The sequence below is a fragment of the Flavobacterium aquaticum genome, from assembly GCF_003259835.1.
In the GTDB taxonomy this organism is placed as follows: Bacteria; Bacteroidota; Bacteroidia; order Flavobacteriales; family Flavobacteriaceae; genus Flavobacterium; species Flavobacterium aquaticum.
The window spans coordinates 83,175-100,775 of record NZ_QLMI01000002.1 but is presented as its reverse complement, the minus strand read 5'-3'; the positions used below and the strand labels follow the sequence as shown (position 1 = coordinate 100,775).

At 33.5% G+C, this 17,601-nt stretch carries 17 protein-coding genes and 1 tRNA gene; 12 read left to right on the top strand and 6 right to left on the bottom strand.

Annotated features, from left to right (window positions below; all coding sequences use genetic code 11):
- Positions 1–36: 36 nt before the first annotated feature.
- The 8 genes from murC to B0I03_RS03210 all read left to right on the top strand — a co-directional run bounded on the left by murC (position 37) and on the right by B0I03_RS03210 (position 7,858).
- Entirely contained in the window at positions 37–1,383 is a 1,347-nt protein-coding gene (gene murC, locus B0I03_RS03245; protein WP_111566037.1) for a UDP-N-acetylmuramate--L-alanine ligase, read from the top strand.
- Positions 1,370–2,092, top strand: coding sequence for a cell division protein FtsQ/DivIB (locus tag B0I03_RS03240; RefSeq protein WP_111566036.1), 723 nt, complete (start codon positions 1,370–1,372; stop codon positions 2,090–2,092). Before murC ends, B0I03_RS03240 begins: the two co-directional genes overlap by 14 nt.
- 8 nt (positions 2,093–2,100) lie before the next feature.
- Positions 2,101–3,480: a cell division protein FtsA gene (gene ftsA, locus B0I03_RS03235; RefSeq protein WP_111566035.1), complete on the top strand. Its 1,380-nt coding sequence runs from the start codon at positions 2,101–2,103 to the stop codon at positions 3,478–3,480.
- 11 nt (positions 3,481–3,491) lie between these two features.
- Positions 3,492–5,480 carry a cell division protein FtsZ gene (gene ftsZ / locus B0I03_RS03230; protein ID WP_111566034.1) on the top strand — a complete coding sequence of 663 codons (1,989 nt, stop codon included), beginning with the start codon at positions 3,492–3,494 and terminating at the stop codon, positions 5,478–5,480.
- Between the two features lie 341 nt (positions 5,481–5,821).
- On the top strand, positions 5,822–6,271 hold the full coding sequence (locus B0I03_RS03225) for a GatB/YqeY domain-containing protein (protein WP_111566033.1): 450 nt from the start codon (positions 5,822–5,824) through the stop codon (positions 6,269–6,271).
- A gap of 79 nt (positions 6,272–6,350) precedes the next feature.
- A tRNA-Arg gene (locus tag B0I03_RS03220) sits at positions 6,351–6,424 on the top strand.
- A gap of 83 nt (positions 6,425–6,507) precedes the next feature.
- On the top strand, positions 6,508–7,362 hold the full coding sequence (locus B0I03_RS03215; protein WP_111566032.1) for a zinc-dependent peptidase: 855 nt from the start codon (positions 6,508–6,510) through the stop codon (positions 7,360–7,362).
- Between the two features lie 76 nt (positions 7,363–7,438).
- The gene (locus B0I03_RS03210) at positions 7,439–7,858 is read left to right on the top strand and encodes a CBS domain-containing protein (protein WP_111566031.1); all 420 of its coding nucleotides are present in this window, start codon (positions 7,439–7,441) and stop codon (positions 7,856–7,858) included.
- A 42-nt stretch (positions 7,859–7,900) separates the two neighbouring features.
- Here the strand turns inward: B0I03_RS03210 and rpe are convergent, their stop codons facing one another.
- From rpe to B0I03_RS03180, 6 genes are all read right to left on the bottom strand, one after another.
- Entirely contained in the window at positions 7,901–8,560 is a 660-nt protein-coding gene (gene rpe, locus B0I03_RS03205) for a ribulose-phosphate 3-epimerase (RefSeq protein ID WP_111566030.1), read from the bottom strand.
- A 287-nt stretch (positions 8,561–8,847) separates the two neighbouring features.
- Complete coding sequence (locus tag B0I03_RS03200; RefSeq protein ID WP_014389330.1) at positions 8,848–9,711, bottom strand: sigma-70 family RNA polymerase sigma factor; 864 nt, start codon at positions 9,709–9,711, stop codon at positions 8,848–8,850.
- Positions 9,712–9,851: 140 nt separating this feature from the next.
- The gene (locus B0I03_RS03195) at positions 9,852–12,011 is read right to left on the bottom strand and encodes a polyribonucleotide nucleotidyltransferase (protein WP_111566029.1); all 2,160 of its coding nucleotides are present in this window, start codon (positions 12,009–12,011) and stop codon (positions 9,852–9,854) included.
- A gap of 137 nt (positions 12,012–12,148) precedes the next feature.
- A complete protein-coding gene (rpsO, locus tag B0I03_RS03190) occupies positions 12,149–12,418 on the bottom strand; it encodes a 30S ribosomal protein S15 (RefSeq protein ID WP_008256427.1) in 270 nt (89 codons plus the stop codon).
- Positions 12,419–12,538: 120 nt separating this feature from the next.
- Entirely contained in the window at positions 12,539–13,771 is a 1,233-nt protein-coding gene (locus tag B0I03_RS03185; protein WP_111566028.1) for a cation:proton antiporter, read from the bottom strand.
- 69 nt (positions 13,772–13,840) lie between these two features.
- On the bottom strand, positions 13,841–14,296 hold the full coding sequence (locus B0I03_RS03180; protein WP_111566027.1) for a GAF domain-containing protein: 456 nt from the start codon (positions 14,294–14,296) through the stop codon (positions 13,841–13,843).
- A 73-nt stretch (positions 14,297–14,369) separates the two neighbouring features.
- Between B0I03_RS03180 and xrtF the strand changes: the two genes are divergently transcribed.
- The 4 genes from xrtF to B0I03_RS03160 are packed head-to-tail and all read left to right on the top strand — an operon-like array spanning position 14,370 to position 17,569.
- Positions 14,370–14,927 carry an exosortase family protein XrtF gene (xrtF, locus tag B0I03_RS03175; protein WP_245902934.1) on the top strand — a complete coding sequence of 186 codons (558 nt, stop codon included), beginning with the start codon at positions 14,370–14,372 and terminating at the stop codon, positions 14,925–14,927.
- Positions 14,902–15,345 carry an exosortase F system-associated membrane protein gene (locus B0I03_RS03170; protein WP_111566026.1) on the top strand — a complete coding sequence of 148 codons (444 nt, stop codon included), beginning with the start codon at positions 14,902–14,904 and terminating at the stop codon, positions 15,343–15,345. Before xrtF ends, B0I03_RS03170 begins: the two co-directional genes overlap by 26 nt.
- Before the next feature lie 33 nt (positions 15,346–15,378).
- Positions 15,379–16,203 (top strand): restriction endonuclease, encoded by an 825-nt coding sequence (locus B0I03_RS03165; RefSeq protein ID WP_111566025.1) that lies wholly within the window; start codon positions 15,379–15,381, stop codon positions 16,201–16,203.
- A 10-nt stretch (positions 16,204–16,213) separates the two neighbouring features.
- On the top strand, positions 16,214–17,569 hold the full coding sequence (locus B0I03_RS03160; protein WP_181452335.1) for an MBL fold metallo-hydrolase: 1,356 nt from the start codon (positions 16,214–16,216) through the stop codon (positions 17,567–17,569).
- Positions 17,570–17,601 lie beyond the last annotated feature (32 nt).

Here is a 17,601-nt window from a genome sequence, read left to right as displayed (position 1 = left end):
CTAAAACTTGGAACTTGAAACCTGAAACAAAATAATATGAATCTAAATCAAATACATAACGTTTATTTCATCGGCATCGGAGGCATCGGAATGAGTGCTCTTGCTCGCTATTTTCAATACATTGGAAAAAAAGTAATGGGTTACGACAAAACACCAACGCAGTTAACAGATGAGTTGCAAGAAATTGGTTTAGAAATTCATTTTGAAGATAATATCAGCTTAATTCCAACCGATTTCTATGTTGAAAACACATTGGTAATCGTAACACCAGCGGTTCCAGTTTCACATTCCGAATGGAATTATTTCATCGAAAGAGGATTTACAATTAAAAAACGTGCGGAAGTTTTAGGAATTATTACAAAAGACACCTATTGCTTCGCTGTTGCTGGAACACACGGAAAAACTACAACATCAAGTATTTTAGGTCACGTTTTATATGAAAGTGGAGTAGATGTTACCGCTTTTTTAGGTGGAATTGTGGAGAACTATAACTCTAACTTAATTGGTTCAGGAAAAACAGTTACGGTTGTTGAAGCGGATGAATTTGATCGTTCGTTTTTGCATTTACATCCAAACGTTTCTTGTGTAACTTCAATGGATGCTGATCATTTGGATATTTATGGTGATGCAGCTAGTATTGAAGAATCATTTAGAGAATTCGCAGCCAAAACTCCAAGCGAAAATTTATACGTAATCAAAGGATTGCCATTAGAAGGAAATACTATCGGTGTTAATAACGATGCTGATTTTTCAGCTCAAAACATCCGAATTGAAAATGGGTTTTATGCATTTGATGTAAAAACACCAACTGAAGTAGTTCAAAATGTAAAATTTGGGTTGCCAGGTCATCATAATTTGACTAACGCATTATTAGCTTTTGCAATGGCGAAATCGTATGGCGTTTCCAATGAAAAAATCATTGCTGCTTTAGCAAGTTTTAAAGGAGTAAGAAGACGTTTTTCTTTCCAAATTAGAGAAGAAAAATTAGTTTATATCGATGATTATGCACATCATCCAACGGAAATTAACGCAGTACATCAAGCGGTTCGTGAATTGTATCCGGGTAAAAAAATCATCGCTGCTTTTCAACCGCATTTATTCAGTAGAACGAAAGATTTTGTAGATGGTTTTGCAGAAAGTTTAAGTCAATTCGACGAGATTTTATTATTGGAAATTTATCCGGCTCGCGAGTTGCCAATGGAAGGAGTAAATTCGACTTGGTTGTTGAATAAAATTAATAATCCAAATAAGAAATTAGTCAGCAAAGACGAGTTGTTCACGGCTTTTGAAAATTCAGATGCCGATGTGTTTGTAACGATTGGTGCGGGCGACATTGGTGAGCTTGTAAAAGATCTAAAAAAAGCGCTTCATGAGAAGAATTAATTGGCATACTATTCGCTTGGTGTTAATCATTTTTACAATGATTTTCCTTTACTCTTTTTCGTCAAAGCGAAATAGTCAGCGCAAAATCAGTAAGATAGACATCAAATTTGAGTCGAATGAGAATATGTTTTTAACACATGAAATGGTTAATAACTTGTTAATACAAAATTTTGGAGGGGCTTCAACAATCCAAAAAGATAAATTAGATTTGAATACTTTAGAAACTGTTCTCGATGATCACGAGATGATTGAAAAAGCACAAGTTTTTTCAACAGTAGACGGATTTCTAAATACGCGTATTACTCAAAAGACCCCAATCGTAAGAGTTGTTACTGATGCTGATAGTTACTATCTTGATTCAAAAGGAGATAGGATGTCATTGTCGGAAAATTTTTCGGCACGTGTTCCGCTGGTTGTCGGCGCAATAAGTGAAGAAAATTGTAAGCCATTTTTGAAGTTGTTTAACGAAATCAAAAAAGACGATTTCTTAAGCAAAAACATTACGGCTGCTATGATTTTGCCTTCTGGAAATGTGGTATTAACCAACAGAAGTTATGATTATAAAATAGTGTTTGGGCAACCAAAAAATGTGGAAAGAAAGTTTAAGAATTACAAAGCTTTTTACCATCATGCTATTAAAGATACATTGATTAAAAATTATAAAGAAGTGAACTTGATGTTTACACAACAAGTGGTTTGTAAGAAATAGGAGAAGTTATGAACAAAGACAACATTGCAGTAGGATTAGATATCGGTACAACTAAGATTGTAGCGATGATAGGGAAGAAGAATGAATACGGAAAGCTTGAGATTCTAGGAATAGGAAAATCAAAAAGTTTAGGTGTTCACAGAGGTGTTGTAAATAATATTACACAAACCATTCAGTCGATTCAGCAAGCGGTTACTGATGCTGAAAACGATTCGGGTTATAAAATTAATGACGTAGTTGTAGGTATTGCCGGGCAACACATTCGCAGTATTCAACATAGCGATTACATCAGTCGCCCAAATGCGGAAGAAGTAATTGGTGATGCTGATATTGATACGCTAATTGGACAAGTTCATAAATTAGCGATGTTGCCAGGTGAAGAGATTATTCACGTATTGCCACAAGAGTTTAAAATAGACGGTCAAGCCGAAATTAAAGAACCTATCGGAATGTACGGTGGAAGATTAGAATCTAGTTTTCACGTAGTGGTAGGGCAAGCGGCTTCGATTCGTAATTTAGGAAGATGCATCAAAAGTGCCGGATTAGAATTATCTGGATTAACATTAGAGCCATTAGCTTCGGCTGATGCAGTATTGAGTCAGGAAGAAAAAGAAGCAGGAGTTGCTTTAATAGATATAGGTGGTGGAACAACTGATTTAGCCATTTTTAAAGATGGAATCATTCGTCATACAGCAGTTATTCCTTTCGGAGGAAACGTTATTACGGAAGATATTAAAGAAGGATGTTCAATCATCGAAAAACAAGCCGAGTTATTAAAAACTCGTTTTGGTTCAGCTTGGCCTGGAGAAAATAAAGACAACGAAATTGTTTCTATTCCGGGATTAAGAGGTAGAGAACCAAAAGAAATTTCGCTAAAAAACTTGTCAAAAATTATTCACGCAAGAGTGGTGGAAATCATTGAGCAAGTATATGCTGAAATTAAATTATACGGACACGAAGATCCTAAGAAAAAACTAATTGCAGGTATTGTATTAACTGGAGGTGGAGCGCAATTGCAACACATCAAACAATTGGTTGAATACATTACTGGAATGGATACTAGAATTGGTTATCCAAACGAGCATTTAGCTGGAGATTCAGACGAAGAATTGTCAAGTCCTTTATATGCTACAGCGGTTGGATTAGTAATGAACAGTATTAGAAATAATACTAAAAGTGCTACTCCGTTTGTAGAAATGAAAAAAGAAGAACCAGTAGTGGTGGTTCGCCCTCAAATTGTGGTTGAAGAGCCAATTATTGAGGAAGAAAAAGAGGAGCCAAAAGCAACTCAACCTATCAAACACGAAACAACTGATGACAAAATCAAACGTTCGTTTTTTGATAAATACATTGATAAGATTAAAGAATTTTTAGATAACGCAGAATAAAAGGAGATACTATGTCAGAATTTGGAAACATTTCATTCGATTTACCTAAAAACCAATCTAACGTAATTAAAGTAATTGGCGTTGGAGGTGGAGGTAGTAATGCCATAAACCACATGTTTAAACAAGGCATTAAAGGTGTTGATTTTATAGTTTGTAATACTGATTCTCAGGCATTGCAAAATAGCCCAGTACCAAATAAAATTCAGTTAGGTGTTAATCTTACTGAAGGTTTAGGAGCTGGAGCAAATCCTGAAGTAGGTCAACAATCTGCAATAGAGAGTATCGCTGAAATTGAGAAAATGTTGGATAGCAATACCAAGATGGTTTTCATCACCGCAGGAATGGGTGGAGGAACTGGTACTGGTGCGGCTCCTGTAATTGCGCAATTAGCAAAAGAGCGCGACATTTTAACAGTTGGTATTGTTACGATTCCTTTTCAATTTGAAGGAAAAGTTCGCTCTGAGCAAGCGTTAGCCGGAGTAGAACGTTTACGTAAGCAAGTAGATTCTTTAGTTGTTATCAATAATAATAAATTACGTGAAGTGTACGGAAACTTAGGTTTCAAAGCAGGTTTCTCTAAGGCTGACGAAGTGTTAGCTACTGCGTCAAGAGGAATTGCTGAAGTAATTACACATCACTATACACAAAATATCGACCTTAAAGATGCTAAAACCGTGTTGTCAAACAGCGGAACAGCCATCATGGGTTCTGCAACAGCATCAGGTTCTGATAGAGCAAAACAAGCAATTTCAAGCGCTTTAGATTCTCCATTATTAAACGATAATAAAATTACAGGTGCGAAAAACGTGTTATTGTTAATCGTTTCTGGAACAGATGAAACGAATGAAATTACAATCGATGAAATCGGAGAAATCAATGATTTTATTCAGTCTGAAGCAGGTTACAACGCAAACATCATTATGGGTGTTGGTGAAGAAGAAGCTTTAGGAGAAGCTATTTCGGTAACAGTAATTGCTACAGGTTTTAACATTGAGCAACAAGCTGAAATCGTAAATACAGAGCCAAAGAAAATTATTCATTCATTAGAAGACGAACAAAAAATTGTGCACGAATTGTTAAACAAAACAATTGCAAGTCTTCCAGTTAATGAGCCAATTTTTGAATCTCCAATTGAAACAGAAGTTAAAGCTGATATCATTAATCCAATTTGTGACGAAGTGGTAGAGCAAAAAATTGTTTTCACTTTAGAGGAAGAAGTTGAGCAGCCAAAGTCTGAAATTCATACTCCAGTAGCTCCAGCAATGGATTTAGTTCCAACTTCTGAATTAATTAAAAATATTGACGTTCAGTTTGAAGTAATCACGCCAAATGTAGCGCCAACATTCGAAATTATCACACCACAAATCAGAGAAATTGAAGTAAAAGATCCTGAATTTGTTGTAGCTAAAGAAGAAGAAATCAGTTTTTCATTTGATTTATTTGCTGCAAAAGAAGAAGTAAAAGAAGTAACTCAAGAAAGTACTATTGTTTTTGAGTTAACTCCAGAAACACGTCAAATGGAAGTAAAAGATCCTATTAACGTAGTTCCAGTAACGGAAGTAAATCAAAACGGAATTATCAAATATTCGTTAGAAGATTACTTAGAAAAAGAAGAAGAGTTAGTAGCATCAAAACCTATCGAAGTAGTTAACGAACCAATCGATGAGGAATTGAACTTTACCATGAAAACAAATGTTCAAAAGTTTGAAGATGCAGCTCAATTAGATAACACTTCACCTTTAGAAATGTCAATCGAAGAAACATTAAAATTTAGAGCTGAAGAACGTAAAAGAAAAATGAAAGAATTCAATCATAAATTCAACAACAATGCACAAATTGATGAATTCGAAAGAGTTCCGGCATACAAAAGAATGGGGTTTGATGTAACTTCTACACCAAACAACGCAAGCAATCAGTCTAGAATGTCATTAGGAATCGATAGTAACGATGATATCCAACTTCGTTCTAACAATTCGTTCCTTCACGATAATGTAGATTAATCTATTACAAACTAACCTACCCCTAAAACCCGAAGAGCAATTTTCGGGTTTTTTTATTACTTTTGCATTAGATTTTTTAGAACCTATTTCCAGCTGTTCATTTCAAGTTTTTTGGTTATCATGCCATTTTTCTAATTTTTTAAAAGAGCTTCTTGGGTCGCTTTTTAAAAAAAGAAAAATTCGCACAATAATTCAAAAAAGCTTTCCATTGCCATCTGGGGTAGCAAAGAAAAACGAGAGGGTAGAGAGTAAAAGTTAGACATAACCTGAAACCTGAAACCTGAAACTTGAAACTTGAAACTTGAAACAAAAAATAACAATTAAACAATAAACATAAATATATGAGTTTAGAAGTAAAAATCATGGATCACATGAAAGAAGCCATGAAAGCAAAAGATTCAGTTGCATTAGAAGCATTAAGAGCTATCAAATCAGCAATTATTTTAGCAAAAACAGAAGCTGGTGCAGCAGATGGTTTATCAGAAGCAGACGAAATCAAAATGTTACAACGTTTGGTAAAAATGCGTAAGGATAGTGCAGAAATTTTCACAGCACAAAACCGTCCTGATTTAGCAGAACCAGAATTAGCGCAAATTGCTGTAATTGAAAAATTTTTACCAGCACAATTATCAGAAGAAGAAGTGGAAGCAATCATTTCAAAAATCATTGCAGAAACAGGTGCTTCAGGAATTGCATCAATGGGAAAAGTAATGGGCTTAGCAACAGCTCAAATTGGAGGGCAATCAGAAGGAAAAGTAATTTCTGGAATTGTAAAGAAACTTTTAGTTTAAATAAGAAGAAAGAGCAAAGATAAAAGAGCAAAGATTGAGGTCTTTCTTCTTTTTTCTTTGCTCTATTCTCTTAAAAAATGGCTTCGTAGTTCAACTGGATAGAATATCAGATTTCGGCTCTGAGGGTTGCAGGTTCGAACCCTGCCGAGGTCACAAATAAACGTCAAGATTTCTTGACGTTTATTTTTTTTAAAACACATTATTTTACGTTATTTGTAAAACAGTCTCAAAATCTTATGCAAACGCCACCTGTTGAATACGAATTGTTTTTAGCTGACTACATTGCTATGTTTGTTGTGGTGGCTCCTTTTGCAGCTATCTTTTTTGTCTTTGCTTTTTACGTAACAGAAATCGTTTATCTGCGTAATTATAAAAAACCTTTAGTGGTATTTGCTAATGTAAATTTTTTAAAGTTAAATGATTCTCGAAAGCATATCTTAACAACAAATTTTCATTTTTACAATCGATTAAAACCTAAGTATAAAAGATATTTCGAACATAGAGTAGCTAAGTTAATTTTGCATTATAATTTTGAAGGTAGAGATATAGAAATTACCGAAGAAATGAAAGTAACTATATCAGCAACATATGTAATGTTAACTTTTGGAATGCGTGAATATTTAAATCCATTGTTCAAACGAATTATTATTTATCCCGATATTTATTATTCTTCACAAAATGATAATTACCACAAAGGAGAATTTAATCCAAGAATGGAATGTGTTGTTTTTTCATGGAAACATTTCAAAGAAGGAATTGATATTACAAATGACAACCTTAACTTAGGATTACATGAATTTACTCATGCGTTTCATATTTATGCATTAAAAAGTGATAAAGCAACTTTTGTTTTGTTCAACGAATCCCTTCAAAATTTATTTCGTGTAGTTTCAAAACCTGAAGTCAAACAACGTTTAGTTGAATCAGGTTTTTTACGTGATTATGCCTATGAAAATCAGTTTGAATTTGTTGCTGTTTTATTAGAGTATTTCTTTGAGTCTCCAGATGAGTTTAAGCTAAAATTTCCTTCTATATTTCTGAAGGTTAAGCACATGATTAATTACAATGAAAGATATTTTATTAACGAATAAGAGTTAAATATCTGACATAAATCATGTTTTGATGTTTGAATATTGAGTAACTTTATGTCAATAAATATTCAAGGTCATGAAACAAAAGGTTCCTGTGTCAACAATAATGACAAAAAATGTAGTAAAGTTAAATTTATCAGATGATTTAACTAAAGCTGAAATGCTATTCAAAAAGCATCATATACGACACATTCCGGTTGTTTATAGCAATAAGATTGTTGGGATGTTGAGTTATACCGATTTACTCCGTATTTCCTTTGCAGATGCAATCGACGACGATGAAGATGTGGTAGATACAACGGTTTATAATATGTTTACCGTTGAACAAGTAATGGCAAAAAAAATAGTTGCTATTTCTCCTGATACTACAATTAAAGAAGCAGCTGAGATTTTAGCTAAAAAAGAATTTCATGCACTTCCTGTTTGTGAAGAGGAGTTATTGGTAGGTATAATTACGACAACAGATTTAATAAAATACTTAATTGATCAATATTAATAAACCTGACAGGTTTCAAAAACCTGTCAGGTTTAATTTGTATTATTTCGTAATTGATTTTAAATCTGAAATGGTAGCAATTGGATCTTGTGCTCCAAAAACATAGCTTCCTGCAACTAACACATCAGCACCTGCATCAGCTAATTGTTTTGCGTTTTTATTTGTGACACCGCCATCAATCTCAATTAAAGTTGAAGCATTTTTTCTATTGATTAATGCTTTTAGTTTTTCAACTTTTGAATACGTATTTTCAATGAATGATTGCCCTCCAAAACCTGGATTTACACTCATGATACAAACCAAATCAATATCTTGAATCACATCTTCTAATAAATCTACATTTGTGTGTGGATTTAATGCAACTCCTGCTTTCATTCCTTCTGCTTTAATAGCTTGAAGTGTTCGGTGTAAATGCGTACAAGCTTCGTAATGAACCGTTAAAACATCAGCACCTAATTTTTTGAATGTTGCAATGTATCGGTCAGGATCAACAATCATTAAGTGAACATCAATTGTTTTTTTAGCATGTTTGTTGATGGCATCTAAAACGGGCATTCCAAAAGAAATGTTTGGAACAAAAACGCCATCCATAATATCAATGTGAAACCAATCGGCCTCACTGGCATTAATCATTTCGATGTCGCGTTGTAAATTAGCAAAATCAGCTGCAAGAACTGATGGAGCAATAAGTGTGTTTTTCATAAACTTGTAAAGTGTGTGTTGTTAAGTGCAAATGTACAATATTTATAATATTTCAACATTCAAAATTCCAAGTTGAATATTCAAAATTTTTAGTATTCAACAATGAACAATGAATAACGAATGATGAATTTTGAAGTTGCTTTTAAAAACAAAACTCCGGTAATCAGCCGGAGTTTCAATCATCAATCAAAAAACGAACAGTCTTAGACTGTTGTTGCTTTCAAGTTTCAAGTTTAAGTTTTAAGTTATTCTGAGTAACGTGAAACTTTCAACCTGAAACAAATATATTATCCTAAATATGTTTTTAATATTTTACTTCTAGAAGTGTGTTTTAATCTTCTGATCGCTTTTTCTTTAATCTGACGAACACGCTCACGAGTTAAATCGAAAGTTTCTCCAATTTCTTCTAAAGTCATTGGGTGTTGATCTCCTAAACCAAAATACAAACGAACTACATCAGCTTCTCTTGGAGTTAAGGTTTCTAATGCTCTTTCGATTTCAGTTTGTAATGATTCGTGAATTAATTCTCTATCTGGATTTGGAGATTCACCTGAACGTAAAACGTCGTATAAGTTTGAATCTTCTCCTTCAACAAGAGGAGCATCCATTGATAAATGACGGCCAGAGTTTTTCATTGACTCTTTTACGTCATTTACTGTCATATCTAACTCTTTAGCAATTTCTTCAGCTGAAGGCGCACGCTCATTAGATTGTTCTAATAAGGCATACATTTTGTTGATTTTATTGATAGAGCCAATTTTATTCAACGGTAAACGTACAATACGAGATTGTTCTGCTAAAGCTTGTAAAATCGATTGACGAATCCACCAAACAGCATATGAAATGAATTTGAATCCACGCGTTTCATCAAAACGTTGTGCGGCTTTAATTAATCCTAAATTTCCTTCGTTAATTAAATCAGGAAGTGTAAGTCCTTGATTTTGATATTGTTTTGCAACTGAAACTACGAAACGTAAGTTAGCTTTTGTTAATTTCTCTAAAGCGCGTTGATCTCCGGCTTTAATTCTTTGTGCTAATTCTACTTCTTCGTCAGCAGTAATAAGGTCAACTTTTCCAATTTCTTGTAGGTACTTGTCTAAGGAAGCAGTTTCACGATTGGTAACCTGCTTGGTAATTTTAAGTTGTCTCATCTAAATTTCTCCTTACTTTTTTAAAAGTTCTTATTGTTATACGTAAGAGGTTTCAAAAAAGTTACAAAAAAATAAAATAAATTTCAAAAGCCCCGATTTTAAATTAAAATCGGGGCTTTTTATGAATTAACGTAACTAAATTAACCTTGAGGTTTATCTTTTTTCTCGATAGGTTTCTCTTCTCTTGGAGGTCTAGGTAAAAGTGCTTTTCTTGACACTTTTTCTTTACGAGTTTTAGGGTCTACACCTAAGTATTTCACCATAAATACATCTCCCATATTTACTACATCAGTAACATTTTCTGTTCTTTCCCAAGCTAGTTCTGATACGTGTAATAAAACTTCGTTTCCTGGTGCTTGTGTATATTCTACAACAGCTCCAAAATCTAGCATTTTTATTACTTTTACTTCGTAAGCTTCTCCCATTACTGGTTTGAAGATAATAGAGTCAATTTTAGCTAAAACAGTTGCAATTCCTTCTGGACTTGTTCCTAAGATTTCAACTACACCTTGCTCGTCTACTTCATTAATTACGATAGTAGTTCCAGTTGCTTTTTGTAATTCTTGAATTACTTTTCCACCAGGACCAATTAAGGCTCCAATGAAAGCTCCAGGGATTGTTCTTGTAATAATTTTTGGTGCTTTTGGTTTTACTTCAGCTCTTGGAGTTGCAATAGTTTCAGTGATTTTTCCTAAAATATGCATACGTCCATCTCTTGCTTGACCTAAAGCTTGTTCCATGATGTCATAACGTAAACCATCAATTTTGATGTCCATTTGACATGCCGTAATACCGTCAGCAGTTCCAGTTACTTTAAAGTCCATATCTCCTAAGTGATCTTCATCTCCTAAGATATCTGACAATACAGCAAATTTTTCACCATCAGTAATTAATCCCATCGCAATACCAGAAACTGGTTTTACCATTTGAATTCCAGCATCCATTAATGCCATTGTACCAGCACAAACCGTTGCCATTGAAGAAGAACCATTCGATTCTAATACTTCAGAAACAATACGAATTGTATAAGGACAATCTGAAGGAATCATGTTTTTTAACGCTCTTTGAGCTAAGTTTCCGTGACCTACTTCTCTTCTTGAAGTTCCTCTTAAAGGTTTTGCTTCACCAGTTGAGAAAGGAGGGAAGTTGTAATGTAAATAGAATTTTTCTTCACCTTGTTCAGATGGAGAATCTATTTGGTTAGCTTCTCTTGAAGTTCCTAAAGTAACTGTTGCTAAAGCTTGAGTTTCTCCACGTGTAAATAAAGACGAGCCATGAACAGAAGGTAAATAATCTGTTTCACACCAAATTGGTCTGATTTCAGTTGTTTTTCTTCCGTCTAAACGTAAACCTTTTTCTAAGATTACATTACGAACTGCTTCTTTATTGGTTTTGTAGAAATATTTCCCTACTAAATCTCCGTTTTCAGCTAATTCTTCTTCTGTAAATAAAGCTTTTACTTCTTCTTTTACAGCTGCAAATTTTTCGCCTCTTTCACTTTTTCCTGAAGCTTCTTGAGCAATTGCATAACATTTGTCATACGCAGCAGCTTTTACTTTAGCGTAAATAGCTTCGTCTTCTTTTTCACCTTCATATTCTCTATAAGCAGGAGAACCAATAGCAGCTCTTAAGCGCTCTTGAGCTTGAATTTGAACTTTGATGGCTTCGTGAGCAAATTTGATAGCTTCTACCATTTCTGCTTCTGAAATTTCTTTCATTTCTCCTTCTACCATGGCAACAGAATCCATAGAAGCTCCAATCATCATGTCGATATCTGATTGCTCTAATTCTTCTCTACTTGGGTTGATAACGAATTTTCCGTCAATACGTGCAACACGAACCTCGGAAATTAAGTTATAAAAAGGAATGTCTGAAACTGCTAATGCTGCAGAAGCTGCTAATCCAGCTAATGCATCTGGCATAACATTTTCGTCGTGACTCATTAATTGAATCATAACTTGTGTTTCAGCATGGTAATCGTCTGGGAAAAGTGGACGTAATACACGGTCTACTAATCTCATTGTTAATACTTCGCTGTCACTTGGACGAGCTTCTCTTTTGAAGAAACCACCAGGAAAACGACCTGCTGCTGCAAATTTTTCGCGATAATCAACCGTTAAAGGTAAAAAATCAACACCAGGATTTGATGTTCTTGCAGATACTGCTGTTGCTAATAACATGGCATCGCCCATACGAACAACAACAGATCCATCTGCTTGTTTGGCTAATTTTCCAGTTTCGATTGTGATGCTTCTTCCGTCACCTAAATCGATAACTTCTTGGAATACTTTTGGAATCATAAATTTTTAATTCTAAATTAAACAAAGGGTCAGTTGTGTTGTTGTTGTGTGTGTAGTTGTTTGTAACCCAATGAAAAACCAAACTTTTTCTGTCAATATAAATAAAACAAAAAGGGGCACGAAGCCCCTTTAGTTGATTATTTTCTAATACCTAATTCTTTAATAATCTCACGATATCTGTTGATATCTTTCTTTTTTAAGTAGTCAAGAAGACTTCTTCTTTTACCTACTAAAAGTACTAACGAACGCTCAGTGTTAAAATCATGACGATTTTTTTTCAAGTGCTCAGTTAAGTGAGAAATTCTAAATGTAAATAATGCGATTTGCCCTTCAGCAGATCCAGTGTTTTCAGCTTTTCCTCCGTGTTTAGCGAAGATTTCAGCTTTCGTTTCTTTTGTCAAGTACATGCCAATATTATTTTAAATGATTTTTATGTATGAATTGTATGGTTGCAATTCGGGTGCAAAGATAAAAATAATTGTGAATTATGAATTATAAATTATGAATTATTTTCCCGAATTTAAAACTTAAGCAACTTTATCAATCGATTTAAAGGCTCTTTTTAATAAAAGAGGAGTCGCTAATGTGGTAATAAGTCCCATAATAACTAACATCGAGAAAATTTCGGTATTGATAATTCCGGCTTTGTAAGCAATGTTAGCAATTACTAATTCCATTATCCCTCTTGCGTTTAATCCAAAACCTAATGCAAGCGAAATTTTATGATCTAATCGTGCAAAACGGCCTCCAGCATATCCACCAATAATTTTCGATAAGAAAGAAACGGCAATTATGGCAAATAATAAAGGATAATTTTGAATTGACGAAAACTGAAATTCCAATCCTATTCCTGCAAAGAAAATTGGAGCTAAGAATCCCATTGCCATACTATTTGTGGTGTTGTGAAATGTGTTTAAATGTTTTTCGCCAACCAATTCTTTTGAAATTAGCATGGAAGCAAAAAAAGCACCAATAATAAAATGCAATCCTATACTCTCTGTAATGGTGGCAAAAATTAAAATAAACACAAAGAAAACAGCAAAAAGCGATTCTTTTCCTTTTAGTACAGAAAGTATTTTGTTTAGTTTGTTTTCTATTAAATTTTCTTCTCTAGATACGTTTCTAATAACGCGATAGGTGGCAATTACTAAAATTAAGAAGCAACTTAGTTTTAAAAGGGTTATTAATGTAGCATTAGTAATGTTTGCAAATGTTTGTTCAACATCTTTAATGTCTAATAAAATTCCTAAAATTGTTAGCGCAATAACATCATCAAAAATAGCAACAGAAATAATTTTTTGCCCTACAGAAGAATTTAGTTTGCCTAAATCCATCAGAATTCGAATACTCACGGGTAAAGCGGTAATAGCGACACATAATCCAATGAAGATGGTCGTCATTACATCCAACTCAAAATACCTTCCTACGAAAAAACCTGAAACAATAGGGATAAAAAAAGCTAAAAGTGAAATCACAATATTTCGACCCTTCATCGATTTCACGATTTCATCTAAATTTATTTCTAGACCTGCTATGATAACCAATAAAAAAACTCCTAACTCAGAAATTACTTTTAATTCTTCGGTACGATGAATAAAATTTAAAATCGTTGGTCCTAAAAGAACACCAGCTAAAATTTCACCTATCATAGCAGGTTGTTTAAAACGCTCCATGATTTCGCCAAAAAATCTTGCTAGTACTAATAATAGCAATAAATTAGCAAAGAAAGGAAGTTCTAAACTTGGGACGTTAAATTCCATAAATGTAGAGAGTCGTGTTGGTTATAATCACGACAAATGTATAAAAAAGAGGCAAACTTTATTTATAACTTAAAATAATTTTGAAACTTGCTCATTTACAAATTCTAAAAAGCGTTCGTCTTCTTCTGTAAAAGGGTCTATAATGTGAGAATCGATGTCGATTTGTCCAATATTAATTCCGTTAACGAATAATGGAACTACAATCTCAGATTTTACTGTAAAACTACAAGCAATGTAATTGTCTTGCGCTTTCACATCAGGAACTACAAAATTAGTATTCGATTCGGCTACTTGTCCGCAAATTCCTTTTCCAAACGGAATTACGGTATGGTCAGTTTCAGCTCCTACATACGGACCTAAATGCAAAGTTCTAGCTTCGTGATTAGCAAAATAAAATCCTACCCAATCATAATAACTTACGTTATCACTTAGTAATTGGCAAATTTCTTTAAGCTTTTCATCGCGAGTAGCATTTTCTTTTTCAATAATGCTCGAAACAATCGGTTTTAATTCTTCAAATGTCATAATTGTATTTTTTTTGCAAAAGTATTTATTCCTTCGTATTAAAAAATCTATATTTTTGTTAAAAATCTATATTTTGGAAAATACGATAAGTCAATACAAACCTTTTTTTACCTTTTTAATTAAGTTTTTACTTTTTTATGTGGTTTTTGCATTTGTATACAAAATGTATTTGGAGCAATATGATGTAGAAAAAAATGAAGTAGATTGCTTTACAGAAGTTGTTGCACATCAAACAAAGCAATTTATGTTACTATTTACCGATGCTGCTCAATCCATAAAACATTCTGAAGAACCATCTTTGAAAATTTTATTCAAAGAAAAATATGTAGCAAGAGTAATTGAAGGATGTAATGCCGTTAGTGTAATGATTTTATTTGCTGCTTTTGTGTTCGCATTTTCAACTCAATGGAAAAAAACATTGCTTTTTATTGTTTTTGGAGTTGTTTTGATTCACGTTTTAAATGTGATTCGAATTGCATTATTGTCTTTTGCACTTTATTATTATCCAAAATACGAAGAGCTTTTGCACGGAACAATTTTTCCGCTTTTCATTTATGGAGTCGTTTTTATTTTGTGGATTTTATGGGTAACCAAATTTTCGGGCTATGTTAAAAGAACTACTACAAAATAAGAAAAGACTTTTCTTCATAGGATTGGCTTTGTTAGGGTTAATTTTAGTCAGAGCCTTCGAAGATAATTTGTTTTACGATCCTTTTCTGTCCTTTTTTAAGACAGATTATCAAAATAAACCATTACCCGATTTGAATTGTTATTTGCTTTTTGGAAATCTGTTTTTACGATATGCGGTAAACACATTTTTCTCACTAATTATCATTCTATTGCTTTTTAATGAAAGGAATTTAATGATTTTTTCAGGTTATCTTTTTCTTGTCTTGTTTGTGGTTTTGGTTATCGTTTTCTTTGGATTGCTTCATTTTTCAGAAGAACCTGATTATTTGATTTTATTCTACATCCGACGATTTTTAATTCAACCACTTTTTTTAGTGCTTTTTATCCCAGCTTTTTATTATCAGCAAATTTCTCGCTAAATTTTCGTACCTTTAGGTGTTATTTATAGCGAAATGAAAGTTACTAAATATTCCGGTGAGCTAGTTCATTACGACGAACAAAAATTAATCAATTCGCTTCGAAAATCAGGAGCTGACAAAGCTATGGCTGAAACCATCGTTAAAGAAATTGAAAGCGAAATGTATGAAGGCATTTCTTCAAAAAAAATCTACAAGCGTGCTTATCAATTACTGAAAAACATTTCCAATGTTCATGCTGCTCGCTACAATCTGAGAACCGCTTTGTTAGGTCTTGGTCCAGCCGGATTTTTCTTTGAAAAGTTCATGGCAAAAGTAATGCAAGAACAGAATTATAAAACAAAAGTTAGTGTTACGCTTACTGGTAAATGTATTTCACACGAGATTGATATTTTGCTTCTCAAAAACGATGTGGTTTCCATGATTGAATGTAAATTTCACTCTGGTCAAGATGCAAAAAGTGATGTAAAAGTTCCAATGTATATCCTCTCTCGATTTAATGATTTGAAAGATAAAAAGTACGATTTGTTTTCGGCGAAGCGAAATATTTCAAAATGTATCATTGTAACCAATAACAAGTTTACTACAGATGCCATTCAGTTTGGAGAATGTTCGGGTTTGAGTATGTTGAGTTGGGATTATCCGCAAAAAAATGGCATCAAAGAATTGGTTGATCGTTATCGAGTCTATCCTATAACTTGTTTGACGACTTTAACGAAGGCAGAAAAAGACCAATTACTTATTTTAGATTGTATCACTATAAAAGATTTAATTCTGTATTCTGATTATTTGAAAACCATTGAGTTAAGTCATAATCGAATTAAAAACGTACTGAAAGAAGCCAATCAATTAACCAATTAAAAGCAAAATCATGAAAATTCATTTTTTAGGCGGTGCCGGAACTGTAACAGGTTCCAAAACGTTAATCGAACACAATAATCTTCGAATTTTAATTGATTGCGGAATGTTCCAAGGTATCAAATCGTTGCGCGAATTAAATCGGGAGCCACTTTCCATTTTACCTGAAACGATTGATTTTGTAATTCTTACACACGGACATTTAGATCATTGTGGTTGGTTGCCCAAATTGGTAAATGAAGGGTTTAACGGAAAAATTTTCTGCACCCGACCAACGAAAGAAATTTCGCGATTGATTTTATACGATAGTGCGAAAATTCAGGAAGAAGAAGCTAAAAAAGCCAATGAAGAACACTTTTCAAAACACGATCCAGCCGAACCTTTATACACAGAATCCGAAGTCGATGCTGTAATTCCGAAGTTTCGAGTGGTTGATAAAGATTTGGACGTGAAATTGGATGATGATGTTTCATTCAAATTCTTTTATGCAAGTCATATTTTAGGCGCTTGCTCGATTGAATTAACGATTGATGGAAAAGTTTTGGTTTTTTCTGGAGATATTGGTCAAGACGATGACGTACTAATGTTTCCACCTCAAAAACCGAAGAAAGCTGATTATGTTTTTTTAGAAAGTACCTATGGAAATCGTCTTCATCCACAAACAGATGCTTTGTTTGAATTGGAAACCATCATCAACAATACGTTCAACAAAGGCGGAACCGTTGTAATTCCAAGTTTTGCAGTGGAACGAGTACAAACGATGATGTACTTGATTTGGCAATTGAAAAAAGAAGAACGTATTCCAAGTATGCCTTATATCATCGATACACCAATGGGAATTAGCGTTTTAGATGTTTTTCAAGATAATCATGCTTGGCATAAACTTTCCATTGAAGATTGCGATGAAATGTGCAAAGTTTTCACTCTAATTTCCGATTACAAAGATAGCATGAATGCCGTTTATGATAAAAAACCAAAAGTAGTCATCGCAGCAAGCGGAATGATTACAGGAGGAAGAGTTCTGTCGTATTTAGAGCGATTAATTGATAAACCTGAAACCACTGTAACTTTAGTTGGTTATCAAGCAGAAGGAACCCGTGGTAGAAAATTATTAGAAGGAGCTCAAGAAATTAAAATCTATGGAAATTATTATCCCGTTGTAGCAAATATTCTTTTAATCGAAAGTTTATCCGCTCATGGCGACCAAAAAGATTTACTGAATTGGTTATCCGAATTGGAAACTAAACCTAAAAAAGTATTCCTAGTTCACGGTGAAAATGAAGCAGCCGATGAATTGCGTTTAAAAATACAAGAACAATATGGTTTTGACGCTCAAGTGCCATTTTTAGGTCAAGTCATTGAAATTTAGAACAAAATTAACGCAAATTAAAATTCAATTTC